This window comes from Variovorax sp. AB1(2024), assembly GCF_037482385.2.
Classification (GTDB): Bacteria; Pseudomonadota; Gammaproteobacteria; order Burkholderiales; family Burkholderiaceae_C; genus Variovorax.
The window spans coordinates 3,616,195-3,638,626 of sequence record NZ_JBBHKP020000001.1 but is presented as its reverse complement, the minus strand read 5'-3'; the positions used below and the strand labels follow the sequence as shown (position 1 = coordinate 3,638,626).

The window sequence follows — 22,432 nt, the reverse complement described above, 5'->3', positions numbered from 1 at the left end:
TCATGGTTGCCAGAGGCGGACCCAATCGACCTGCATGACCGGATTGGAGCCTGCACCTCGCCGGCCATAGCCTTCCGGAGGAATATTGCCCGCCCAGGCCAGGTCCTTGATCTCGGTGGTCAGCAGGATGTATTCGGGGCTTTTCGAAATCCCTTCGGAGGTCTCCCAGAACTGTTTTCCGTCAAGGAAGAACTGATATTTATCCGGAGTCCAGAGCACCCCTGCCGTATGCCATTCGGAGAACGACTCTCCCACCGGGAGCGGATTCACGCCGCTGCCTGCGCTCTTCTTCTCTCCCTCCTTGTAGCCATTCCAATGCACCGCGCTCGAATGCCGGTTGCTGAAATCACCCACGTTGTTTGCCCCGACCGCACGGTGCTCGATGATGTCGATTTCAACGCCTGCGGCCGGATTTTCCGGCGTGTACGCCCTGTTGCTGTTGGACATGAGCCAGAACGCGGACCACTGCCCCGGAGCGTTCACGAATCGAACGCGCGCCTCGATATATCCGAAGGTGAATTTGCAGCCCGGGTCCTTGTTCGTATCCAGCCAGCCCGTGTAGTGCGTGCCTGCGTCCGTGTAGGTCGAGATCGTCACGATGCCGTCGGCGACATCGATGGCCCTGGGCGTCTGCTGCGCGTCGTCCCGCTTTTCATTGACCATCCGCCACTTTTGCCCGTCCACGCCGGTGCCGTCGAACTCGTCATGCCAAGCGAGCCGATAGCCGGTTGCCGGGGTGGGCGCGGTCAATACAGCGAAGTGCGCGCTGGACCGCACCGCTCCCCCCGTCGTTCGAACGATGACGGGGCCGCTGGTGGCCGACGCAGGCACGGTGACGGAGATTCGCGTTGCCGAGTCCACGCGCAATTGCGGTGCCGATACGGCTCCGAAGCTCACGGAGGCGGTTGAATCGAACCTGGAACCGCTGATGACGATCACCTTGCCGGCGACCTCGGCAGACGGAGAGAACGATTGAATGGTCGGGCTTGTCGCCGTGGGCGAGAAATCCTCGGCCGTCGTGGCGGCTCCGTGAGATGTCGGCTGGTTTTCAACGGATGAGCCAGTTGCCGGCGGTGACGAGTCGTTGCCGGACGGATGGGTGGCAGGAGGGAGCAGATTTCCCACGCCCGCCGCCGGCCCGCTGCTTGAGCCGCCGCCCCCTCCCCCGCAACCAGCCAGCGCCGAGCCCCCCAGGAACACCGTTGCGGTCTGCGCACCCATTTGCAAAAAATTCCTGCGCGAGCTTTCCGTAACTAACGATTTGCTAATCAATTCAATTGATTTCATTAAAGACAATCCTGCTGTTGAAAATTCCCATATCGAGTTTAAGCATCGAATAAGGCATCGACAGGAAGCACATGGCAAGAATGTCTCGTCAGTTTTAATTCGGAGTTAATTTCATTTCAATGGGAAAGCCTGAATATCAACAGCGGCTTAATTCATTGCGCGCCATCTGCGTCCCCGGCCATCCGCACGTGCCACCAGCGCGGCAGCAGTTCGCGGATCTCGGCGCGCGCGAAGCGGTCGTCCAGCAGATGCAGCACGCCCCGGTCTTCCTCGGTGCGGATCACGCGGCCGGCGGCCTGCACCACCTTCTGCAGGCCCGGGTAGAGGTAGGTGTACTCGTAGCCCTTGCCGAAGCGCGCCTGCATGCGCTCGCGGGTGATCTCGTTGAGCTCGTTGTATTGCGGCAGCCCCAGGCTGGCCACGAAGGCGCCGATGAGCCGGCTGCCCGGCAGGTCGATGCCCTCGCCGAACGCGCCGCCCAGCACCGCGAAGCCGATGCCCTGCCCGCCTTCCTCGAAGCGCGCGATGAAGCCGTGGCGCTCGGCCTCGCGCATGCCGCGGGTCTGCGTCCACACCGGCACGCCGGGGTGCCGCATCGAGAAGGCGGCGCAGGCTTTCTCCAGGTAGTCGAAGCTGCTGAAGAACGCGAGGTAGTTGCCCGGCAGGCGCTCAAACTGCGCGCCGATGATGTCCGCCACATTGCGCAGCGAGCCCGCGCGGTCGCGAAAGCGCGTCGACACGTCCATGGCCACCTCGACGCGCAGTTGCGCGCTGTGGAACGGCGAGGCCACGTCGAGCAGCGCGGTGTCTTCGGGCAGGCCGAGGGCGTCGCGGTAGAACTCGAAAGGCGACAGCGTGCCCGAGAAACAGGTGACCGACGCCGCCTCCACGAAGCGCCCCTGCAGGAACGGCGCCGGCACCAGGTTGCGGATTGCCAGCCTGCGCGCCTGCTGCGTGGCGCCCAGCGTGCGCTCGAACACGGAGTGATCGCCGAAGGCCTCGGCCAGCCGCGCGAAATGCAGCGCGTCGAAGAAGAAGCGCTGCAGCGGCCCCTGCGAGGCGTCGGGCGTGGCCGCGAAGTGCTCGGCCATGGCGGTGTTGGCCGCCTGCAGGGTGCGAAGAAAGCGCTCGGGGATCTCGTCGCCGGTTTCGTAGCCGGCCTGCTGCGACTGCTGCACGGTGTCCCACTCGCGGAACACGCGGGCCAGCGGGCCGCGCAACACGGCCGGGGCCACCCGGTGGGCTTCCTCCAGCGCGCCGCCGTCGAGCTCGGCGGTGTACATGCCGCGTGCGCGTTCGAGCAGGTTGTGGGCCTCGTCCACCAGCACGGCGGCGCGCCAGTCGGCCTCGCGCATGGTGGCGTAGAGAAAGGCGCTGCTGTCGAAGTAGTAGTTGTAGTCGCCGACGATGGCGTCGGCCCAGTGCGCCATTTCCTGCGCGAGGAAATAAGGACAGACCTCGTGCGCGAGGCCGATGTCACGCAGCGCCTGGCGGTCGAGCCACGCAACCTGCGCGGCCTGCTCGCGCGCGGCGGGCAGCCTGTCGTAGAAGCCCTTGGCGAGCGGGCATGCGTCGCCGTGGCAGGCGCGGTCGGAGTATTCGCAGACTTTTTCGCGCGCCGCGAGTTCGAGCACGCGCAGCCGGCCCTGGCCGCGCCCCTTGTCGAGCACCCGCAGCGCATCGAGCGCCACCGGCCGGCCCGAAGTCTTGGCCGTGAGGAAGAACAGCTTGTCGATCCTGCGGGCGGCACGCGCTTTCAGCAGCGGGAAGATGGTGGCCAGCGTCTTGCCGATGCCGGTGGGCGCCTGCGCCATGAGGCAGCGCCCGCCGGCGCCGGCGCGATAGACGGCCTCCGCCAGTTCGCGCTGGCCCGCGCGGAAGCTGCCGTACGGAAACGCAAGCGCGGCCAGCGTGCCGTCCAGCGCGGCGCGGTGCGCGGCTTCGCTTTCGGCCCAGGCGGCATAGCGGCCGCACAGCAGCTCGAAGTGCTCGCGCAGTGCCTCGCGGGTGTGGTGCTCCTCCAGCACGGTCTCGTCGCCTGTTGCGATGTCGAAATAGACCAGCGCGACGGTCATCTCGTCATGGCCGTCCCGCTCGCAGAGCATCCAGCCGTAGGTGCGGGCCTGCGCCCAGTGCAGCGCGCGGTGGTTGCCGCGGATGGCGTCGAAGTCGCCTCGGAAGGTCTTGATCTCTTCCACCCTTGCCTTGTGGAATTCATAGCCGTCGGCGCGGCCGCGCACATGCACGCCGCCGCAGGTGGCTTCGAGCCCGACCTCGCATTCATAGTCGCCGCCGCGCCGGTGCTGCACCAGCGCGTGGCCGGCCATGCCTTCGAGCGCGCTGGGCGCGGGCACGAAGCGAAGGTCGAGGTCGCCCGCCTTCGCGCCGAAGGCGCACAGGGCCTTGACGGAGACGGTATGCGCGACCGGAAGGGGGGATTCGGATTCCATTGCGAAACAACTGGATGGATATACAGATGTTATCGCCTGCCGCAAGCAAGGACCACTCCTGGGGCTGCTACGATGCCGCACCGGGAAAACAGCCTCCCGGCCTGCAAAGCAAGACGGTGTCCCGTCCAAGCGCTGGAGACCCTCGACGGAGCATTCCGTGGACACTGCCCTGCCCGACGCAAGCCTGGCGCCTTCCGCGCCCCCGCAGCCGGTTACTTTTGCCGAAGCCTTGCGCTTCTGGCTCAAGCTCGGCTTCATCAGCTTCGGCGGCCCCGCCGGGCAGATCGCGATCATGCACACCGAGCTGGTCGAGCGCCGCCGCTGGATCAGCGAGAAGCGCTTTCTGCACGCGCTGAACTTCTGCATGCTGCTCCCCGGCCCCGAGGCACAGCAACTGGCCACCTACATCGGCTGGCTGATGCACAGGACCCGCGGCGGCATCGTCGCCGGCGCGCTGTTCGTGCTGCCTTCGCTGTTCATCCTGATCGCGCTGTCGTGGATATACCTCCGCTTCGGCAACGTGCCCGCGGTGGCCGGCGTCTTCTACGGCATCAAGCCGGCGATCACCGCGCTGGTGCTGCATGCGGCCCATCGCATCGGCAGCCGGGCCTTGAAAAACAGATGGATGTGGGGCATCGCCGCCGCGGCCTTCGTGGCGATCTTCGCGTTCGGCACGCCGTTTCCGGCCATCGTGCTGGCGGCCGGCCTGATCGGGTACTTCGGTGCAAAACGGGCGCCCGGCGTCTTCGCGCTGGGCGGCGGGCACGGCGCGGCCAAGCAGAGCTACGGTGCCGCGCTGATCGACGACGACACGCCCACGCCGCCGCACGCTCGCTTCTCGCGCCCGCGGTTGGTCAAGGTGCTGGGCGCCGGCCTGAGCCTGTGGCTAGCGGCCATGGGCGTTCTTGTCGCCACCCAGGGGCTGCACGCGACCCTCACGCAGATGGGCTGGTTCTTCACCAAGGCTGCGTTGCTGACCTTCGGCGGCGCCTATGCCGTGCTGCCCTATGTCTACCAGGGCGCCGTCGAGCAGCATCACTGGCTGTCGGGGGCGCAGATGATCGACGGACTGGCCCTGGGCGAGAGCACGCCGGGCCCGCTGATCATGGTCGTGGCATTCGTCGGCTTCGTCGGGGGTTGGCTGCACCGGGTGCTGGGGCCTGATTCGCTCTTCCTCGCGGGTGCACTGGCCGCCACGGTGGTGACCTTCTTCACCTTCCTGCCGTCGTTCGTCTTCATCCTGGCCGGCGGCCCGGCCATCGAGGCAACGCACGGCAAGCTGGGGTTTACCGCGCCGCTGTCCGCCATCACCGCGGCGGTGGTGGGCGTGATCCTGAACCTGGCACTCTTCTTCGCCTATCACGTGCTGTGGCCGCAGGGCTTCGGCGGGCACTTCGACGCCATGTCGGCGGCAATAGCCGTGGCGGCGGCCATTGCCTTGTTCCGGTTCAAGGTCGGGGTGCTGCCGCTGCTGGGTGGCTGCGCGGTGCTGGGGCTGGTGCTTTCGTTGCTGGTCCCTGGAATGCGTTGAACGCGAGCGCAGGTCAAAACTTGCGCCCATCCACTTCGGGGCTGAGTCCGGTGCGCCCGCCTTCTTCGTCGAGCGGGCCAGGCGTGCGTAGATGGTGCTACTGCCCCTTCCAGGGATAGTCAGCGACCAACTTTCCTGCCAATACAAACATGGATATGAAGACAAGGATGTCCAACCCTTGCCATACCCGGCGATTCCTGAATATCGGCGCAGCCAGACGCGACCCGACAGTGAGTGCGATGAACCATAAGAAAGACGCCACCACGGCGCCGCCTGCAAAGTAGAACTTGTCCGCCCCAACCTTGATCGCGCTGATTGATCCGATGACCAACACGGTATCAAGCCAGGCGAACGGCGTGAGCAGCGAATGAAAAAACGCGCCCCTGACCACTTGCGCGCGTGGCATCGGCCTTTGTGAAGCACCTTGTTCGTCCAGATGGGTTTGCCCAAGATAGGCCGAATACAAAGCTCTGACACCGTAGTACAGCAAATAAAGAATGCTGACCGTCATTGTCAAGACCATGACCCAGTAGTTTGCAGTAATGACCGCCCCGAGCCCGGCGACACCAAGAATGATCAACGCCAAGTCCGATAAAGCGCATATCAGTACAAGGACTACAGCATTATTTCCTGCAAGATTATTTTTTATTACAAAAGTATCCTTGGGTCCAAGCGCCATCAATAGACCGGCCCCAAGAACAAAACCCTCGATGAGCTGCAGATTTAACATTTCTTTCCATGTTTGGAGCAGAGAGGGCAGAACCCTCTCTTTTTTCCCAGATTAGATCAACGGAGTGTTTCCGAAGGCCCGATGACTTTCATCCGCGAATTCGGCAATGTTGATGCGGTCCTTTCCCAGCAAAGTGGTATACGAATGCCGAAGATCTGGAATGGCAAAGTAAACCAGTGAACTGCGCGCGAGTTCCATCTTTGGTTTGCGAACCGCGTGATACATGGTGGGAATCCGTCCATCAGAAAGCATCGTCAGCAACGATCCCGTGATAACGATGACTTCATCATCCGCAAGGTGCACAGAAACTTCTCTGTCGTTCAGAAAAATTACCAATCCGTCGCGAGTGGGTTTGATCAAGGTAATGAGATGACCGTCTTCATGCCGGTCTTGTAGATAGGTGCGCCCATCCTCATGGTAGCTGCTCTCGTACAAACACAATTGAAGATAAGAACTGTCGCGAATCGACACATGATCGTCATTGCGAAAGAAGTCCCATAGTCCGTCAATCAGGCGCTGAGCAAACGACGAGAGTTCCGTCTCGCTCTTTGCAATGTTCTGATATGCGAGCGCCTCAACGAACGGGTGACCCGTATGAAGTGATCGATGCTTATGCCAGTAGCAAAATCTGTCACAGAGATCGACGTTATCCGTGTACTTCGCATGCTCCCCACCCTTGGGTAGAAAGCCGTCAGTTCGATCAGGAAAACAAAAGTCTGCTCGCATATCTTCTGGAGTACGCGATATCTCATCCAGTGCAGACCAAACCGCTCTTTGAGCCATGCTGGTCATCTTCACTATGGCGTAGCCATGAGTAATTAAAGAAAGCACGGTATCGCGCAAATCCTCAGGCGGAGAGTCGGCATCAATCGATCCAATGCGCGTAACAGCAGAAGAGGTAGCAACATAATTCATTATTAACTCCCTTAACCCGGCTGAATTGCCGACTTTCATTACAACATCCAGCCATGACCTTTCCGTTTCCAATTACTGATTTTCTCGTGACAGATTTTCATTCTCGGAATTTCCACACGGAATGGGTCCATTTGATTGAATGGGTAAGGAAACCCCTGTGAATGAAAGCCGGCGAACAATTAATAAGGAGCCGGTCGCGTGTTGAGCGCTACGAGCCAGCGGACTGATTCGCGCGTGCGGATCGGCCCCGATAACCACTCGGTACTGACCGAGGAGGGTTTTGACGCTTAGTGCGCGTGCCGATGACGGGCGTCCGACACGTGCGCATGGGCATGCCGCAGCGGCTCGTGCAAATGGGTATGGCTGTGAGCGCCGGACGGCATGACCTCGTGGGTGTGGTGCGAGCAGCCCGCCCTGCACGGCGGGGAACGATGAATGGCGGGCGGTCTTTGGTGGCGAGGCGAATTCTCACGGCTTCGCTCCCCCATGAAATCGCATGGAATGGCCCTGACGAGGTCTTCTCCGACAGTACCAGCGTCGTTTTTCTGCAAAACTTGACAAGTTTTGCTTACAAATGCGACCGATGAACACTCCCTCCGCGATAGACCCCGAAGACTTCGACCGTCTGCTGAGCCGCAACCTCAAGCTCCCCCTGATCGGCGGCATCTTCGGCGCCGTGGTGTTCGTCGCGCTGATCCTGTTCCTGCTCAACACCATCGGCTGGGTCGAGCACACCGACCGCGTGACCCGTGCCGCCAGCGAGCTGCAGCGCCAGAGCATCGACATGGAGACCGGCATGCGCGGCTTCCTGATCACCGGTGACGAGACGTTCCTCGAGCCCTACCAGAGTGCCCTGCCCCGCATGAAGTCCGACACGGCCGCATTGCGCGAATTGGTGTCGGACAACCGCCAGCAGGTCGAGCGCATCGACCGCATCGCGTCCATCCAGGCCACCTGGACCGAATTCGCGCGCAGCCTGATCGCCGCGCGCCGCGCCGGAGAGGACGCCCAGGCCCAGGTGCGGCTGGGCCGCGGAAAGCGGCTGACCGACGACATGCGCGCCGAGTTCACCGCCTTCATCGACACCGAACAGGCGCTGCGCTTCCAGCGCAACAACGACGCCAACCGCACCGCGTGGTGGGTGATCTGCCTGTTCCTGCTGTTCACGCTGACGCTGACCGGGCTGGTGGCCTACTTCGGCCGACGGCAGCTGGTGCGGCTTTCCGACAGCTACGACGTGGTGCTGAAGGAGCAGTCGGCGCACGCCGAACGCCTGTCGCATGAGGCCTGGCTGCGCGGCGCGCAGACCGAACTGGTGGGCGAACTGGTGGGCGAGCTCAGCGCGCCGGACATGGGGCGCAAGGTCCTGGCTTTCTTCTCTCGCCACCTGGGCACGTCGGTCGGCGCCATGTATGTGCGCGAGCGGCATGGGCCGCTGCGTCGGGCCGCGAGCTACGGCTTCTCCAGCGCGGCCGAGGCCACGCCGCAGGTTTTCTCGCCGACCGAGAGCCTGGTGGGCCAGGCCGCGGCGGAGCGCCGCCGCATGGTGGTCGAGCCCGTGGATGCCGACTACCTGAAGGTCAACTCGGGCCTGGGCGAGATGACGCCCAAGGCCGTACTGCTGCTGCCGGTCGGCAGCGACGGCATGGTCAACGGCGTGGTCGAACTGGGCCTGCCGGCCCCGCTGGACGAGCGCGGCAGCCAGCTGCTGGACGTGGTGGCCGACGACATCGGCACCTCGCTGGCGGCGGCGCGATACCGCGAGCAGCTGCAGGACGTGCTGGCAGAGACCCAGCAGCTCAACGAGGAACTGCAGGTGCAGCAGGAAGAGCTGCGCACCGCCAACGAAGAACTCGAGGAGCAGTCGCGTGCGCTGCGTGCCTCCCAGGCCATGCTGGAGAACCAGCAGGCCGAGCTGGAACAGACCAACAGCCAGCTGTCGGAGCGCACCGAGGCGCTGGACCAGCGCAACACCGCGCTGCGCCGCGTGCAGCGCGACCTGGAGGACCGCGCCGACGAACTGCAGCGCGCGAGCCGCTACAAGTCGGAGTTCCTGGCGAACATGTCGCACGAGCTGCGCACGCCGCTGAACAGCGCGCTCATTCTGGCCAAGCTGCTGGGCGACAACCCGCAGGGCAACCTGACGCAGGAGCAGGTGAAGTTCGCGGAGTCGATCTATTCGTCGGGCAACGACCTGCTGGTGCTGATCAACGACATCCTCGACATCTCGAAGGTGGAGGCCGGCAAGCTCGAAGTGGTGCCCGAAGACGTGTCCCTGCGCCGGCTCGCCGAGAGCCTGGAAACCACCTTCCGCCCGCTGGCGAAGCAGAAGAACCTGAGCTTCCGCCTCGAGATCAAGCCCGATGCGCCAGCCTCGCTGGTGACCGACCGCCAGCGCGTGGAGCAGATCTTGAAGAACCTGCTGTCGAACGCGCTCAAGTTCACCGACCGCGGCGAGGTGGCGCTGGTGGTGTCTGCCGCGGCGGACGGCGGCGCCAGCTTTGCAGTTACCGACTCGGGCATCGGCATCGACCCTCAGCAGCACGAGCTGATCTTCGAGGCCTTCCGCCAGGCCGACGGCACCACCAGCCGGCGCTACGGCGGCACGGGGCTGGGCCTGTCGATCTCGCGCGACCTCACCCATCTGCTGGGCGGCACGCTCGCAGTGCAGAGCCAGCCGGGCCAGGGCAGCACCTTCGTGCTGCAGCTTCCGGCCAGGGCGCCCCAGGCACCGGGTAATGCACCGGGCAATGCATCGGCAGCGCCCTCGGCCGTCTACACGCCCAAGCCGGCGCACGCCCCGGTCGGCCTGGCACCGGCCGCGCCTGCCGTGCCGCTCCCGCCCCATCCGCCCTCCCCGGTGCCCGCGCCGCAGTTCGCGGACGACCGCTCGCTGCCGCGCGACCAGGTGCGCCGCGTGCTGGTGATCGAGGACGAACCGCAGTTCGCGCACATCCTCTACGACCTGGCGCACGAACTCGGCTACCGCTGCCTGGTGGCGCACGGCGCGGCCGACGGCTTCGAGCTGGCCACGCAATTCGTGCCCGACGCCATCCTGCTGGACATGCGCCTGCCCGACAGCACCGGCCTGGACCTGCTGCAACGCCTGAAGGACTCGCCGCACACCCGCCACATCCCGATCCACGTGGTCTCGGCCGCCGACAACGCGCAGGGTGCGGCGCTGCAGATGGGCGCCATCGGCTACGCGCTGAAGCCGACCACGCGCGACGAGCTGATGCGCGTGTTCGCGCGGCTGGAAGACAAGCTCACCCAGAAGGTCAAGGTGGTGCTGCTGGTGGAAGACGACGAGCTGCAGCGCGAGAGCGTGATGCGCCTGATCGAGGACGACGACATCGAGATCGTGGCCGTGGGCTCGGGCGAAGAAGCGCTGGAGCTGCTGCGCACCCGTGTCTTCGACTGCATGATCACCGACCTGCGGCTGCCCGACATGCAGGGCAGCGAGCTGCTCAAGGCCATGGCGGCGGAGGAGATCGTGTCGTTCCCGCCGGTCATCGTGTACACCGGGCGCAACCTCACGCGCGACGAGGAAACCGAGCTGCAGCGCTACTCGCGCTCGATCATCATCAAGGGCGCGCGCTCGCCCGAGCGCCTGCTCGACGAGGTGACACTGTTCCTGCACAAGGTGGAAGCCGAACTGTCGAGCGAGCGCCAGGGCATGCTCAAGACGGCGCGCGGACGCGACCGCATCTTCGAGGGCCGGACCATCCTGCTGGTGGACGACGACGTGCGCAACATCTTCGCGCTGACGAGCGCGCTCGAGCAGCGCGGCGCGGCCGTGGAAATCGGCCGCAACGGCCGCGAGGCGCTGGAAAAACTCGACCAGGTGAGCGAGATCGACCTGGTGCTGATGGACGTGATGATGCCGGAGATGGACGGCCTGGAAGCCACGCGCCGCATGCGCGCCGACCCGCGCTTCGAGAAGATGCCGGTCATCGCCATCACCGCCAAGGCCATGAAGGACGACCGCGAGCAGTGCCTGGCCGCGGGCGCCAACGACTACCTCGCCAAGCCCGTGGACCTGGAACGGTTGTTCTCGCTGCTGCGGGTGTGGATGCCGAAAATGGAGCGCCTGTGACCACTTCACGCCCCGGTTCTCCCGCGACGCCGCTCACGGCGGTCGCGCCGCCGCTGCCGCCCCTGAGCGACACCGAGATCGAGCTGCGCCTGCTGATGGAGGCCATCTACCTCAAGTACAGCTACGACTTCCGCAACTACACCATGGCCTCGCAGAAGCGCCGCGTGCTGCATGCGCTGGAGCAGCTCGGGCTGCCGAGCATCTCGGCGCTGCAGGACCGCGTGCTGCGCGACCCGGTGCTGTTCGGCCGGCTGCTGCAGTTCCTGACCATCCCGGTGAGCGAGATGTTCCGCGACCCGGCGTACTTCCTGGCGCTGCGCCAGCACGTGGTGCCGATCCTGCACACCTACCCCTCGGTCAAGGTCTGGGTGGCGGGCTGCAGCACCGGCGAGGAAGTGTTCTCGCTCGCCATCCTGCTGCGCGAGGAAGGCCTGCTCGAGCGCACGCAGATCTACGCCACCGACATCAACCCGGCCTCGCTGGAGAAGGCGCGCCAGGGCATTTTTCCGCTGGAGGCGATCCGCGGCTACACCACCAACTACCAGCGCGCAGGCGGGCGCAGCGCGTTCTCCGACTATTACACCGCCGCTTACGAGGCCGCGCGCTTCGACCCCTCGCTGTGCGCCGACGTGATCTTCGCCGACCACAGCCTGGCGACCGACAGCGTGTTCGCGGAAACGCAGCTGGTGTCGTGCCGCAACGTGCTCATCTATTTCAACCGTGAGTTGCAGGACCGGGCGCTGGGGCTGTTCCACGAGTCGCTGTCGCACCGCGGATTCCTGGGCCTGGGCTCGAAGGAAAGCATCGACTTCTCGGGCTATTCGGAGCGCTTCGAAACGCACGCGCGCGCCGAGCGCATCTACCGCAAGGCCTCATGAAAAGGCGGCTTCGCTCGACCAACAAGCGCGTGGAGGCCGTGGTGCTGGGCGCCTCCGCGGGCGGCATCGACGCGCTCAACACCCTGCTGCAGGGCCTGCCCGCCAGCTGGCACCTCCCGATGACGGTGGTGCTGCACCTGCCCGAGGAACACGAAAGCCATCTGGCGGAGATCTTCGCGCAGCGGCTGCCCATTCCGGTGCGCGAGGCGGCCGACAAGATGCCGCTCGCGGCGGGCAGCCTGTACTTCGCGCCGCCGGGCTATCACCTGTCGATCGAGCGCGAGCGCGCCTTCTCGCTGAGCTGCGAGCCGCCCGTGCTGTTCTCGCGGCCGTCCATCGACGTGCTCATGACATCCGCGGCCGATGCCTACGGCCCCGCCCTCGCCGGCTTCCTGCTGACCGGCGCCAACTACGACGGTGCCGAGGGGCTGCACCGCATCCATCTGGCCGGCGGACTGACCGCCGTACAGGACCCGACAGAAGCTCAGATCCCGACCATGCCCCAAGCCGCCATCGCGCGCCACGCCCCCGACTACGTGCTCCCATTGCGCGAATTGCGAGCCCTGCTTCTGCAACTGGAGTCGGCCCATGAACATTGACATCGAGAGCAAGCTGCTGATCGTCGATGACCTGCCGGAGAACCTGCTGGCACTGGAAGCGCTCATCCGCGCGCCGGGGCGCGTGGTGTACCGCGCGGCCTCGGCCGAAGCGGCGCTGGCGCTGCTGCTGGAACACGAATTCGCTCTGGCCATCGTCGACGTGCAGATGCCCGGCATGAACGGTTTCGAGCTGGCCGAGCTGATGCGCGGGACCGAGCGCACCCGGCACATTCCCATCATCTTCGTGAGCGCCGCGGGGCGCGAGCTGAACTACGCTTTCCAGGGCTACGAAAGCGGCGCGGTCGACTTCCTGCACAAGCCGCTGGACCCGCACGCGGTGGTCAGCAAGGTCAACGTGTTCGTCGACCTGCACCGCCACCGCAAGGCGCTGCGCCACGAGATGGACCAGCTCGCGGCCGCCCACCACAAGCAGGAAGAGCTGGTGCAGCAGTTGCAGCACACCCAGCGCGAGCTGGAGCGCGCGGTGCGCATGCGCGACGACTTCATGTCGATGGTGTCGCACGAGCTGCGCACGCCGCTGAACACGCTCTACCTCGAGGCCCAGCTGCGCCAGCTGCATCTGTCGAAGGGCAACCTCGCCAACTTCGCGCCCGACAGGCTGCCGGCGATGATCGAGCGCGACCAGCGGCAGATCCGCAACATGGTGCGGCTGATCGACGACATGCTCGACGTGACGCGCATGCGGCGCGATGCCCTTTCCATCCAGACCAAGCCGGTGGACCTGAGCGCGCTCTCCCGCGCGGTGGTCGAGAACCTGCGCCAGCAGGCCGAGGCCGCCGGCTCGGTCATCACGCTGCACGCACCGCCCGAACTGCGCGGCGTGTGGGACGAATTCCGCATCGAACAGGTGCTGACCAACCTGCTGACGAACGCGCTGCGCTACGGCGGCGGCAAGCCGGTGGAGATGACCGTGAGTCTCGAAGGCGACAGCGCCCGGGTGGCGGTGCGCGACCAGGGCATCGGCATCGCGCCGGAGGACCACGCCCGCATCTTCGAGCAGTTCGAACGCACCGACGACAGCCGCCGGCATGCGGCGGGGCTGGGCCTGGGGCTGTACATCACGCGCAAGATCGTGTGCCTGCATGCCGGGCGCATCGGCGTGGAGAGCGCACCCGGCGAGGGCTCGACCTTCGTGGTCGAACTGCCGCTGCAGATCCCCGACGCCGCCAGCGCCGCCCCGCAACCGACGTAGGCATGCTCCTACCCCCACGCGCGCGGGCGCCCGCGATACTGATGACCTTGAAAACCCGGAAAGAAACAAAGCTGTGAATGTGCTGATCGTCGACGACAACGAAGCCGCGGCCGACCTGTTGCAGGAACTGCTGACATTGCAGGACCACACGGCGCGCTGCACCTACACAGCCCGACAGGCGCTCGACGCGGCCGCCGCCGAGAGCTTCGATGCCGCGCTGATCGACCTCACGCTGCCCGACTTCCCCGGCACCGAGGTGGCGCGCCAGTTGCGTGCCAATGCGGCCGCCGGCGCGCCGAAGCTGCTGGTGGCGATCTCGGGTTTCTCGGCCAACGACAGCGGCGGCCAGTCGGCCAAGGGCCTGTTCGACCACCACCTGCAAAAGCCGATCGACATCGACAAGCTGGACCGGATCCTGGCGCAGCCGCCCGGCTGAGCACCGTTCAGCGCCGCTTGCCGCGCCTCGTGTAGCTGCGCATGGCCTCGTAGCGATACAGGCGGAAGCCCTCCTTCTGCAAGAAGCTGACCGGCTCCCAGCCGCGGGCCAGCGCGCTGTCGGTGATCTGCGCCATCTGCACGCCGAGGTAGTCCTGCAGGTTGTCGGCCACCGCGAGTTCGAACTTCTCGAGTTCGCCGTCGAGCGCTTCCACCGCCGCAATGGCGGCATCGACGCTGGTGAAGGGGTGCAGCGGCATCGACGTCGAATCGATGGTGCGCACGCGCGGCGGTTGCGGCGGGCTGGGAAGCTCCGGCGCGAAGCTGATGGTGGCCCCGCCTTCCATTCCGATGAGTCCGGTCATTTCATGAATCCGATGTCGCGCGGATAGGCGATGCCGCTCGGCGCCGTCAGGCCGAAGTTCCTGAGGTTGGGCAGGATGGCGTTCAGGTCCGCATCCGGCACGCCGAACCAGCGCGCCAGCGTGGCGGCGTACTGGTCCACCGAGGTGGTCGGCAGCAAACGGCCCTGGCCGACGTGCCACTGGTCTTCGTCGGCGGAGCTGTTGCCCACGCTCACCGGCGGCGGCGTGCCGTACAGGGCCTTGCCTTTCACGGCGCCGCCCATCACGAAATGGTGGCTGCCCCAGCCGTGGTCGGAACCGTTGCCGTTGCTCGACAGCGTGCGGCCGAAGTCCGAGGCGGTGAAGGCCGTCACGTTCTCCGACAGGCTCCATGCATCCATCTGCGCCTGGAACGCGGCCATGGCGCCGGAAAGCCGCTCCATCAGCGGGCCCTGCTTGGTGTCGATGTCGTCGTGCAGGTCGAAGCCGCCCATCGACACGAAGAACACCTGGCGCTTCACGCCCAGGGCCGTGCGCCCGCGTATCAGGCGCGCGACCATCTTGAGCTGGTCCGCCAGGTTGGTGTTCGGAAAGCCTGCCAGGTCGTTCATCTGGATGGCGCCGGTGATCTTGCCTTCGGCGTCGGTGGCGCGTTTCGTGACCTTGTTGTATTCGTTCTCCAGCGTATGGCCGCGCGCCTGCTGCGCGATCTGCTGCATGGCCGCCTTGACCGCCGTGGACCCGTAGACGCTGCCGCTGGCACTGCTCACGCTGGCGATGCGCACCGCACCGCCCGTGCCGACCTGGTATTGCTGTGCCTCGTCGCCCGACAGGAACACGGTGTTGCCCGACACCGAGATGCAGGTGAACAGCGACCCCGTCGCGTTCTGCGAAAGCGCGAGGTCGCCGATGTTGCCGCCCCATCCGATGGTGGAGCCTTCGGGGGACGACGACTGCCACACCGACTGCTGGTCGTTGTGCGAGAACAGCTTGGGCGGGATCGGGAAGTCCTTGCGGTTGCCGCTGTTGAACTGCGCGCGCGTGAGCGGCTTGATGAGCGGTCCGACGTTGAGCTGCACCGCCATCCGGCCCTGGTCGAACAGCGTGGCCAGGCCGCTCATCTTCGGGTTCAGCGCGTACTTGCGGCCACCGGAAAGCGGGGTCGTCGGCTTGAGCTCGGTGAGCGCGAGCGCAGCGTCCGAAGGCAGTGCGATGGCGCCGCGAATGCTGCTGTACCTGGCGTAGCTGGCGTCGTCGTAGGCGACGAGGGTGTTGGCGTAGTCGTTGCCGCCGAACAGGAAGATGCAGACCAGTGCCTTGTAGTCATCGCCGGGCGCGCCCTGGGCGGCGGCCTCGCCCATCGCCGCGAGATTGATCGCGAACGGCATCGCGGTGCCGGCCATCGCGAGGTGGCCCGCGCGGCGCAGGAAGGCGCGGCGCGTGTGCTCGGCTGGATTGATCAGGTACATGTGCGGATCGCTCCCGTGTGCTTCATTTCTGGACGAGGTATTCGGGCGAGCCCATCACCAGCAGTACGCCGGCGCAGATGAGGTTGAGCCGCGCGGCGTCGGTGCCGGGGTTCACGAGCGGTGCCTTGGAGAGCGCATCGGTGATGAGCGCTACCGTGCCGGCCGACAGCTGGTTGCCTGCGAGCAGCAGGTTGAGCCGGCGCACCAGCGCGGCGGGGTCGGCGCTCAGCGCCTTCTCGGCCGCGTAGCTGGCCGTCACGTCCTTGCCGTCGAAGCCGTTGAGCAGCTTGTCCTGCATGAAGTTGAGGTAGCCGCCAACGCTGGTCTCGTTGACGAGCTGGAACTCGGGCGCGACCATCTTGTTGCTGGCGATGGCCGTTGCCGGTGGCACGTAGCCCGGCCGGAAGAAGTTGAACACCGAGGGCGAACGCAGCGGGCTCTGGCCCAGGGACCGGCTCGGGTCGGAGGTGTTGTCGATCTTCCAGGTGTCCTTGGACGAGCCGATGCCGAAGGTGCGGCCCCATTGCACGAGCCGCAGCATGGGCTCGCGCAGGCGGCCGAAGTTGGGGTTGGCCAGGCCCGCGGGTTCACGCGCCTCGTCGTCCAGCAGCACGGCGGCAAACACGCTCTTCATGTCGCCGCGCACGCCCGCGCCGTTGTTCGCGAAGGTGTCGGCCACGCGCTTGACGTAGGCCGGGCTGGGGTTGCTCGTCACCAGCCGCTGGATCAACTGCCTGCCGATGAAGGGGGCGACGTTCGGGTGGTTGAAGAGCGTGTCGAGCGCGGTCTTCAGCGCCGCCGGGCCGGGGGTGCCGGCGGGCACCGTGGCGCCGAGGAATCGGGCCTCCAGCATCGAGTGCTTCGCGGATGTGAAGGCCATCGCACGCGTGGTCCAGGCATTGGTCTCGATGACACCGCCGCCCGGCGTGGTGAAGCTGTTGCGCTCGGCGGGCTTGATGTCGAGGTCGTAGCCGGTGAAGACGCGCGCGAGGTTCGACACGTCGTCCTGCACGTAGGTCTCGATCGGCTGGCCGTCGGCGCCGGTCTTGAGCGTGCCGTCGCCGTTGAGCTGGTACAGGCCGATGGTCATGAGCTGCATGACCTCGCGCGCGTAGTTCTCGTCGGGCTGGCTGCCGGACGCGTCTTCCTTGCGGTTGTCGCGCGTGTTCAGGTAGAAGCCCATCGCGGGGTTCAGCGTGACGTCTTCCAGCAACTGGCGGAAGTTGCCGGTGACGCCTGCGACCAGCACGTCCCAGTACTGGGCCATCATGTGGACGGGCCAGCTGGAGCCGATCTCGTTGGCCGAGACCACGAAGATCTCGCTGAGCGCCAATGCCATTCGCTTGCGAACCGGGTCCGGGGAGACCATCAGCTCGCGCCAGATCATCGGTTCGATGTCGACGCTGCCGTAGGGCTTGCCATTGGTCCAGTCCCACGCGGTGGGCGCGCGTGCCGCGCCGAAGCGCTCGCTGAGCCAGGGCAGATAGCCCTTGGCGCGCACATCGGCAATTTCCGCATCGGAGGCCGAGAACTGCGCCTGCAGAAGGAAGCGCGCCGCTTCTTCGTCGGTCTTGGCCTGGGGGTAGTGATAGAGGCCGGTGTCCGCCGCCGCCTCAGGAGCGGCACCTGGCGCCCCGCCGCCGATACCGACGAACGGGAGGCTGCTTCCGCCACCACCGCCGCCCCCTCCTCCGCCGCACGCAGCCAGCGCCGCCGAAATGGAAAACCCGGCCAGCGCTTTCAGGGGACGTTCCGCGCCGCCGGGCCGTTCTTCTTCGGTTCCTCTTGCCGCCGCCTCCTGGGGCATGGGTGCCTCGACCCGAGCCACCTCGATCTGTTCCACCATGGTCCTCGCTCCTTCGGCATTTCCGTGCCGTTGGAGCGCTCAAGGCAAGCGGCATGCCTTGCGGAATTCGGGGGTACGGCCGTGCAGGCGCATGGCAGCAAAACCCAAGAATGTGACTTTTTGTGACTTTTTCGTCACCTGCAGAAACAAAAATGGCATGCCAGAAGGCATGCCATGGGTTCGGGAGTAAGGAAAGCCGTCAGTCGCGTTCTTCGTAGTATTCGCCGTTCGGCGGACGGTACGGATAGCCCGGCCCGTAGTAGACGCGGCCCGCCGGCGGCACGTAGACCGGGGCCGGACGGTAGTACACGGGCGGCGGAGGACGGTAATAGACCGGCGGCGGCGGTGCGTAGTAGATGGGGGCCGGATACGAATAGACCGGTGCCGGCGGGTAGTAGGCAGGCGCCGCCGGATAGGTCTCCACATAGCCCGGCGTTCCGATCTGTACCGACCAGCTCGTGCGCGCACTGGCGGAAACCACGGCGAGCAGCGCGGCGGCCGCGATGGCGCCGAAGGCGGCCCATTTGAAAACGGAAGAATGATTTTTGGTGTTCATTGCGGCTCCAGAGCCAGAAAGGACCGGGGCGGACAGCGCCCGGGTCCATACGCAACGCATCTTGCACGCGCGCGGTGCACCCGGCGCGCCGACAGATGGTTGCCAAACGTCACCGACGCGCGATTTCCCGGCGCGTCAGCATCACGTCGCCGCCAGTCGTGTTGAAGGAAATGGTCGGGGCGCTGAAGTCGCTCAGCGGCGCGCCAAGGCCGATTTCCCCGCTGCCGTGCAACAGGCATTCCTCGCGCCGCAGGGCGATTTCGGTGCTGGGGCCGCCATTGCCGTGAAAACGCACCCAGGTGCCGTAGGTGCTGACGTCGATCAGCACGCAACTGCCCTGGCGCACCTCGATGCGCGCATGCAGCCGCGACACGCGTGGGTCGTTCACCACGAACTGCGCGTCGTCCACACGGCCGAGATGGATCGGCAACTGCTCCAGGCTGAACATGGAGCGCACGTCGAGCCAGGCCAGCTCGATCTGGCCGAACGATGAATCGGGCATGCGCGCAGGCGCCAGTGCAGCGGGCACGGTCAGGAAAGAGGTCACTTCCTCCTGCCAGTCGATGCGGTGCACGACCGACATCTCGCTGCGCCCGCGAATGTTGATGAGCCCGAGGTCGCGGTGCTGCACGCCGCCATCGCGCAGCTGCGAGATCACGGCATCGGTCACCCAGATCTGGCCGGGGCCGGCAAGGTCGCTGAGCCGCGACGCCAGGTTGACGGCGTCGCCATAGCAATCGCCCTCGACCTCGACCACATCGCCGCTGGCAACGCCGATCTGCAGGGCCATGCGCAACGGCGCGGGCCAGACCAGCAGGCGCTTCTGGTGATAGCGCTGCAATTCGATGACCGCGTTCGTGGCGGCCGAGCCGCTGGAGAAGATGGCAAACACGCCGTCTCCCAGCGACTTGACGACCCGCCCGCCATGGGCCTGGCAGACATTGCCGATCCATTGGGTAAGTCGCGTCACGGTTTCGGTGGCTCTTGCATTGCCCATGGCCTCGAAGACCCTGGTGCTCCCCGTCAAGTCCGCGAATACGACTGTGGAATTGACACCCATATTGTTGTGGTTCTCGAATTGCGATCTCTGGTTAATGATGGTCGGCGCCCCTCATGTTCCTCCGCAAGCAGTTTTCCCTGGCACGCGCCTGGTCAAGGAAACGATCTGCACAACTTCGATGTCGACGGAGTTGTATACGCGGGTAACAGGACGACGGATTCACAAATTGATCACAACCAGATGTACTACTTTAGAAAACAAAATTTAATCGCTGTTTGAAATCGTAGGCAAAGCGTGTTGTTTCAAGACAAGAAACACTGTTCCGGATCTTGTGCAACCGAGAACTGAGGCTTAAGGTAGCGACCGTTCTGGCTTTCGGCAATACGCTTTTCGTCCCATGCTTTTCCGCCGCATTCTTCGTCTGCTGAACGTACCCGGCTTCGGGTCCCGCCAGGTGGCGGAGAACCAATTGGGGCGCATCCGTACCGCGATGCTGTCGATTCTCCAGGGCCACGGCGGTCACTCCATACAGCGAGTCAGCCAGCGCGTTCGCTTCGCCGTCGATGTCGAAGCCCTCTGGTATCTGCGCCAGGACGTGATGATCGCGCTGAGCGCCATCGACGGCGAAACCGCCGCACGCCGCCAGATGAAAGCCATCAACAGCATGTTCAAGGGCGGCCTGCCCGGCTCGATGGCTCCCCGCACGCACCAGCGCTTCACCGACAACGGCTGAAGCCGCTCGGCGGCCTCCCCGGCCTGCCGCTTCAGTGGGCGTGATGATGGTGGTCGTGCCCGTGATGGTCTTCATTGCCGGACGGGTGCCGATGGCCCCAGACCAGAAAGACATCGCGCCCTTCCGCCGCCATCGACACCTTGGCCCCCACGGGCAGCAGCACCTTCGTGGGCACATGCCCGAACGGCAGGCCCGAGAGCACCGGAACCTTCAGCGACGCGCGCAGCCGGTCGATCACCGTGTTCATGCCGAAGCCGCGGTCGTAGCCCGGCACCTTGCGCGTGCCGGTGAATTGACCGAACACGACGGCACGCTGGCGCGCCAGCACGCCGGCCATCTTCAACTGGTCGAGCATGCGTTCCACACGGTACGGATGCTCGTTGGTGTCCTCGATGAACAACACGCCCTTTTCCACCACCGGGAAGTAGGGCGTGCCGAGCAGGCTGGCCAGCACGCAGAGGTTGCCGCCCCACAGCACCGCGTCTTGCACGGGCTTGAACTTCAGGTCCACATCGCGCGCCGGCATGCGCCAGCCGGTGCCTTCGCCCTGCCCGCTTACGAGGTCGTCGAAGCAGGCTTCCATGATGTCGTCGGGGCCGCCTTCGGCACCGAAGTCTTCGCCGACCGCCGGGCCTGACCAGGTGGTGGCGCCGGTCTTTGCGAACAACGCGTTCTGCAGCGCGGTGAAGTCGCTGCAGCCCACGAACTCGGTGCCTTTCTCGACAGCCTTTGCCAGGGCCTTGTACGGCAGCGAATCGAGGATGCGGGTCAGGCCGTAGCCGCCGCGCGAAATGAGCGCCACGTCAGCGCCGCTGGCCGCCGCGCGCGAGATCGCGGCGAGCCGCGTGACGTCGTCGCCGGCAAAACGCTGGTGCACAGAGAGTGCCGCCTCGTCGATTTCGACTTCGTGGCCCAGCGCCTTGAGGCGCTTCACGCCGCGCCGGAAAGCCGCCTTGTCGCGGATCGCGCTGGAGGGGGAATAGATGTAGATGTGTTTGGTCACGAGTTCGAGTATCCCATTGCGTTTCGCACCTGCTGCACGAAGGTGCGAGCCTGCGCGACAGTCGGCCCGGAGGAAGATGCGACCGGGCCGAGCGCGCGCAGCGCGGCCTCGTAGCCCCGGTCGGGAAAAGGCGCGCGCCAGGCGTCCTTGATGCGCTCATGGCCCTCGGGCGCGACGAGCAAGGCGGCAAAGCGCCCGGGCGCCGCCGCGTGCAGCAGCGCAGCAAGTTCGCTCGCCGCCGCACTGTGCACCAGCACCGGTGCCGAAACGGTCTGCACCCGCGCCAGCCACTCGAGCAGCACGTCGCGGTGCCATTCGAGCTGGTGCGCCGCCTCGCGCTTGGGCTTGTCGCTCTTGCCGAAGCCGATGAGGTCGGGCACCAGGGTGCGCAACCCGGGCTGGCCGACGAGGCGCCGGAAAAAGTAGCCCCACTCGCCGGGGCCGTGCAGGCAGAGGCAGCATGCGACCTCGCCTTCGCCACCCTCGCCGCTTTCATCGACCCAATGCATGCGCCAGCCACGCTGGGCAGGCAGGTCCTGAACGTAGTGCGGCGCAAAAGCGTAGTCGGGCAGCGCTGCGAAGCGGTCCGCCGGCGTGCGCAGTGCGTCGTCGCGCAAGGGCTCTGCCTGCTCGCGCGCCGCGCTGCGACGCTGCTGGAAGAAAGCCTGGAGCACGGCTGCGCATTCGTCGGCAAGCACTCCGCCGCTCACCTGCGTGCGATGGTTCAGGCGCGGCTGCGCGAACAGGTTGAGCACCGAACCGGCCGCGCCGGTCTTGGGGTCGGTCGCACCGAACACCACGCGCGCCAGCCGCGAATGCAGCATCGCGCCCGCGCACATCGCGCAGGGCTCGAGCGTGACGAACAGCTCGCAGCCATCGAGCCGGTAGTTGCCGAGCGCAGCGGCGCCGGCGCGCAGCGCGTTGATCTCCGCATGCGCGCTCGGGTCGTGCTGCGCGACCGGTGTGTTGCGGCCCGTCGCGATCAGCTGGCCATTGCGCACCAGCACCGCGCCGACGGGCACCTCGCCCGCTTCGGCTGCCAGGCGTGCCTGGGCCAGCGCGAGCGCCATCCAGTGCGCGTCTTCCGTCGGTGGTGGAAGCGAGGTCGATTCAGTTGTCATCCGGCATTGGGCGCGGCTTGCTCGCCGCTTCGAGAGCGTCCTTGACCTGCTGCTGCACGCGCTGCGACTGCTCGCGCACATTGCCCGCCGGCTCGCCGGCCGGTGCCGCGGCAACACCGGGCACCGAAGGCACCACGTGAACGACGCTGCTGGCCATCTGCTTCTTCGCGACCAGCCCGACGACCAGCAGCGCCAGCAACAGGCCGATCAACCCGAGTCCGCGCAT

19 protein-coding genes are annotated in these 22,432 nt (G+C 65.7%); 7 read left to right on the top strand and 12 right to left on the bottom strand.

Annotated elements, in window-relative coordinates:
* Both WIX39_RS17030 and WIX39_RS17025 read right to left on the bottom strand, forming a co-directional pair.
* A complete protein-coding gene (locus WIX39_RS17030) occupies positions 1-1,287 on the bottom strand; it encodes a family 16 glycosylhydrolase (RefSeq protein WP_106934569.1) in 1,287 nt (428 codons plus the stop codon).
* 152 nt (positions 1,288-1,439) lie between these two features.
* Positions 1,440-3,737, bottom strand: coding sequence for an ATP-dependent DNA helicase (locus tag WIX39_RS17025; RefSeq protein WP_106934570.1), 2,298 nt, complete (start codon positions 3,735-3,737; stop codon positions 1,440-1,442).
* A 157-nt stretch (positions 3,738-3,894) separates the two neighbouring features.
* On the opposite strand from WIX39_RS17025, the gene chrA reads away from it, so the two are divergent.
* Positions 3,895-5,268: a chromate efflux transporter gene (chrA, locus tag WIX39_RS17020; protein ID WP_409195454.1), complete on the top strand. Its 1,374-nt coding sequence runs from the start codon at positions 3,895-3,897 to the stop codon at positions 5,266-5,268.
* 97 nt (positions 5,269-5,365) lie between these two features.
* Here chrA and WIX39_RS17015 read toward each other — a convergent pair whose 3' ends face one another.
* The gene (locus WIX39_RS17015) at positions 5,366-5,998 is read right to left on the bottom strand and encodes a LysE/ArgO family amino acid transporter (protein WP_106934572.1); all 633 of its coding nucleotides are present in this window, start codon (positions 5,996-5,998) and stop codon (positions 5,366-5,368) included.
* A gap of 51 nt (positions 5,999-6,049) precedes the next feature.
* Positions 6,050-6,952, bottom strand: coding sequence for a 2OG-Fe(II) oxygenase family protein (locus WIX39_RS17010; protein WP_409195453.1), 903 nt, complete (start codon positions 6,950-6,952; stop codon positions 6,050-6,052).
* Between the two features lie 544 nt (positions 6,953-7,496).
* Here WIX39_RS17010 and WIX39_RS17005 point away from each other — a divergent pair.
* The 5 genes from WIX39_RS17005 (at position 7,497) to WIX39_RS16985 (ending at position 14,135) form a co-directional block, all read left to right on the top strand.
* Complete coding sequence (locus WIX39_RS17005; RefSeq protein WP_106934573.1) at positions 7,497-11,009, top strand: response regulator; 3,513 nt, start codon at positions 7,497-7,499, stop codon at positions 11,007-11,009.
* Entirely contained in the window at positions 11,006-11,887 is an 882-nt protein-coding gene (locus WIX39_RS17000) for a CheR family methyltransferase (protein WP_409195452.1), read from the top strand. The genes WIX39_RS17005 and WIX39_RS17000 overlap by 4 nt, the downstream gene beginning before the upstream one ends.
* Positions 11,884-12,486 carry a chemotaxis protein CheB gene (locus WIX39_RS16995; protein ID WP_106934574.1) on the top strand — a complete coding sequence of 201 codons (603 nt, stop codon included), beginning with the start codon at positions 11,884-11,886 and terminating at the stop codon, positions 12,484-12,486. The genes WIX39_RS17000 and WIX39_RS16995 overlap by 4 nt, the downstream gene beginning before the upstream one ends.
* Entirely contained in the window at positions 12,476-13,699 is a 1,224-nt protein-coding gene (locus WIX39_RS16990) for a hybrid sensor histidine kinase/response regulator (RefSeq protein WP_106934575.1), read from the top strand. Before WIX39_RS16995 ends, WIX39_RS16990 begins: the two co-directional genes overlap by 11 nt.
* A gap of 73 nt (positions 13,700-13,772) precedes the next feature.
* Positions 13,773-14,135 (top strand): response regulator, encoded by a 363-nt coding sequence (locus WIX39_RS16985; RefSeq protein ID WP_081270594.1) that lies wholly within the window; start codon positions 13,773-13,775, stop codon positions 14,133-14,135.
* A 7-nt stretch (positions 14,136-14,142) separates the two neighbouring features.
* Here the strand turns inward: WIX39_RS16985 and WIX39_RS16980 are convergent, their stop codons facing one another.
* The 5 genes from WIX39_RS16980 to WIX39_RS16960 all read right to left on the bottom strand — a co-directional run bounded on the left by WIX39_RS16980 (position 14,143) and on the right by WIX39_RS16960 (position 19,409).
* Complete coding sequence (locus WIX39_RS16980; RefSeq protein WP_106934576.1) at positions 14,143-14,499, bottom strand: hypothetical protein; 357 nt, start codon at positions 14,497-14,499, stop codon at positions 14,143-14,145.
* Positions 14,496-15,947: a DUF1501 domain-containing protein gene (locus WIX39_RS16975; protein WP_106934577.1), complete on the bottom strand. Its 1,452-nt coding sequence runs from the start codon at positions 15,945-15,947 to the stop codon at positions 14,496-14,498. The genes WIX39_RS16980 and WIX39_RS16975 overlap by 4 nt, the downstream gene beginning before the upstream one ends.
* Positions 15,948-15,969: 22 nt before the next feature.
* Positions 15,970-17,793: a DUF1800 domain-containing protein gene (locus WIX39_RS16970; RefSeq protein ID WP_106934578.1), complete on the bottom strand. Its 1,824-nt coding sequence runs from the start codon at positions 17,791-17,793 to the stop codon at positions 15,970-15,972.
* A gap of 199 nt (positions 17,794-17,992) precedes the next feature.
* On the bottom strand, positions 17,993-18,349 hold the full coding sequence (locus WIX39_RS16965) for a hypothetical protein (protein ID WP_106934579.1): 357 nt from the start codon (positions 18,347-18,349) through the stop codon (positions 17,993-17,995).
* Positions 18,350-18,458: 109 nt separating this feature from the next.
* Complete coding sequence (locus tag WIX39_RS16960; protein WP_081270589.1) at positions 18,459-19,409, bottom strand: adenylate/guanylate cyclase domain-containing protein; 951 nt, start codon at positions 19,407-19,409, stop codon at positions 18,459-18,461.
* A gap of 337 nt (positions 19,410-19,746) precedes the next feature.
* On the opposite strand from WIX39_RS16960, the gene WIX39_RS16955 reads away from it, so the two are divergent.
* Complete coding sequence (locus WIX39_RS16955) at positions 19,747-20,082, top strand: hypothetical protein (protein ID WP_081270588.1); 336 nt, start codon at positions 19,747-19,749, stop codon at positions 20,080-20,082.
* Between the two features lie 31 nt (positions 20,083-20,113).
* On the opposite strand, the gene WIX39_RS16950 is transcribed toward WIX39_RS16955, so the two are convergent.
* From WIX39_RS16950 to WIX39_RS16940, 3 genes are read right to left on the bottom strand one after another with little or no spacing between them, the layout of a single operon-like run.
* Positions 20,114-21,085, bottom strand: coding sequence for an LD-carboxypeptidase (locus WIX39_RS16950; protein WP_409195451.1), 972 nt, complete (start codon positions 21,083-21,085; stop codon positions 20,114-20,116).
* Positions 21,082-22,206, bottom strand: a complete 1,125-nt coding sequence (gene tadA, locus WIX39_RS16945) for a tRNA adenosine(34) deaminase TadA (protein ID WP_409195450.1) — start codon at positions 22,204-22,206, stop codon at positions 21,082-21,084. Before tadA ends, WIX39_RS16950 begins: the two co-directional genes overlap by 4 nt.
* Positions 22,196-22,432 (bottom strand): hypothetical protein, encoded by a 237-nt coding sequence (locus WIX39_RS16940; protein WP_409195449.1) that lies wholly within the window; start codon positions 22,430-22,432, stop codon positions 22,196-22,198. Before WIX39_RS16940 ends, tadA begins: the two co-directional genes overlap by 11 nt.

Excerpts from the sequence above, each read along its gene's own strand:
- WIX39_RS16990 (WP_106934575.1), top strand. The coding sequence starts at position 12,476 with ATGAACATTGACATCGAGAGCAAGCTGCTGATCGTCGATGACCTGCCG.
- WIX39_RS17025 (WP_106934570.1), bottom strand. The coding sequence starts at position 3,737 with ATGGAATCCGAATCCCCCCTTCCGGTCGCGCATACCGTCTCCGTCAAG.
- WIX39_RS16960 (WP_081270589.1), bottom strand. The coding sequence starts at position 19,409 with ATGGGTGTCAATTCCACAGTCGTATTCGCGGACTTGACGGGGAGCACC.
- WIX39_RS16940 (WP_409195449.1), bottom strand. The coding sequence starts at position 22,432 with ATGCGCGGACTCGGGTTGATCGGCCTGTTGCTGGCGCTGCTGGTCGTC.
- WIX39_RS17015 (WP_106934572.1), bottom strand. The coding sequence starts at position 5,998 with ATGTTAAATCTGCAGCTCATCGAGGGTTTTGTTCTTGGGGCCGGTCTA.
- WIX39_RS16995 (WP_106934574.1), top strand. The coding sequence starts at position 11,884 with ATGAAAAGGCGGCTTCGCTCGACCAACAAGCGCGTGGAGGCCGTGGTG.
- WIX39_RS16955 (WP_081270588.1), top strand. The coding sequence starts at position 19,747 with ATGCTTTTCCGCCGCATTCTTCGTCTGCTGAACGTACCCGGCTTCGGG.
- WIX39_RS17010 (WP_409195453.1), bottom strand. The coding sequence starts at position 6,952 with ATGAAAGTCGGCAATTCAGCCGGGTTAAGGGAGTTAATAATGAATTAT.
- WIX39_RS16975 (WP_106934577.1), bottom strand. The coding sequence starts at position 15,947 with ATGTACCTGATCAATCCAGCCGAGCACACGCGCCGCGCCTTCCTGCGC.
- WIX39_RS16965 (WP_106934579.1), bottom strand. The coding sequence starts at position 18,349 with ATGAACACCAAAAATCATTCTTCCGTTTTCAAATGGGCCGCCTTCGGC.
- WIX39_RS17030 (WP_106934569.1), bottom strand. The coding sequence starts at position 1,287 with ATGAAATCAATTGAATTGATTAGCAAATCGTTAGTTACGGAAAGCTCG.
- WIX39_RS16980 (WP_106934576.1), bottom strand. The coding sequence starts at position 14,499 with ATGACCGGACTCATCGGAATGGAAGGCGGGGCCACCATCAGCTTCGCG.
- WIX39_RS17005 (WP_106934573.1), top strand. The coding sequence starts at position 7,497 with ATGAACACTCCCTCCGCGATAGACCCCGAAGACTTCGACCGTCTGCTG.
- WIX39_RS16970 (WP_106934578.1), bottom strand. The coding sequence starts at position 17,793 with ATGGTGGAACAGATCGAGGTGGCTCGGGTCGAGGCACCCATGCCCCAG.
- tadA (WP_409195450.1), bottom strand. The coding sequence starts at position 22,206 with ATGACAACTGAATCGACCTCGCTTCCACCACCGACGGAAGACGCGCAC.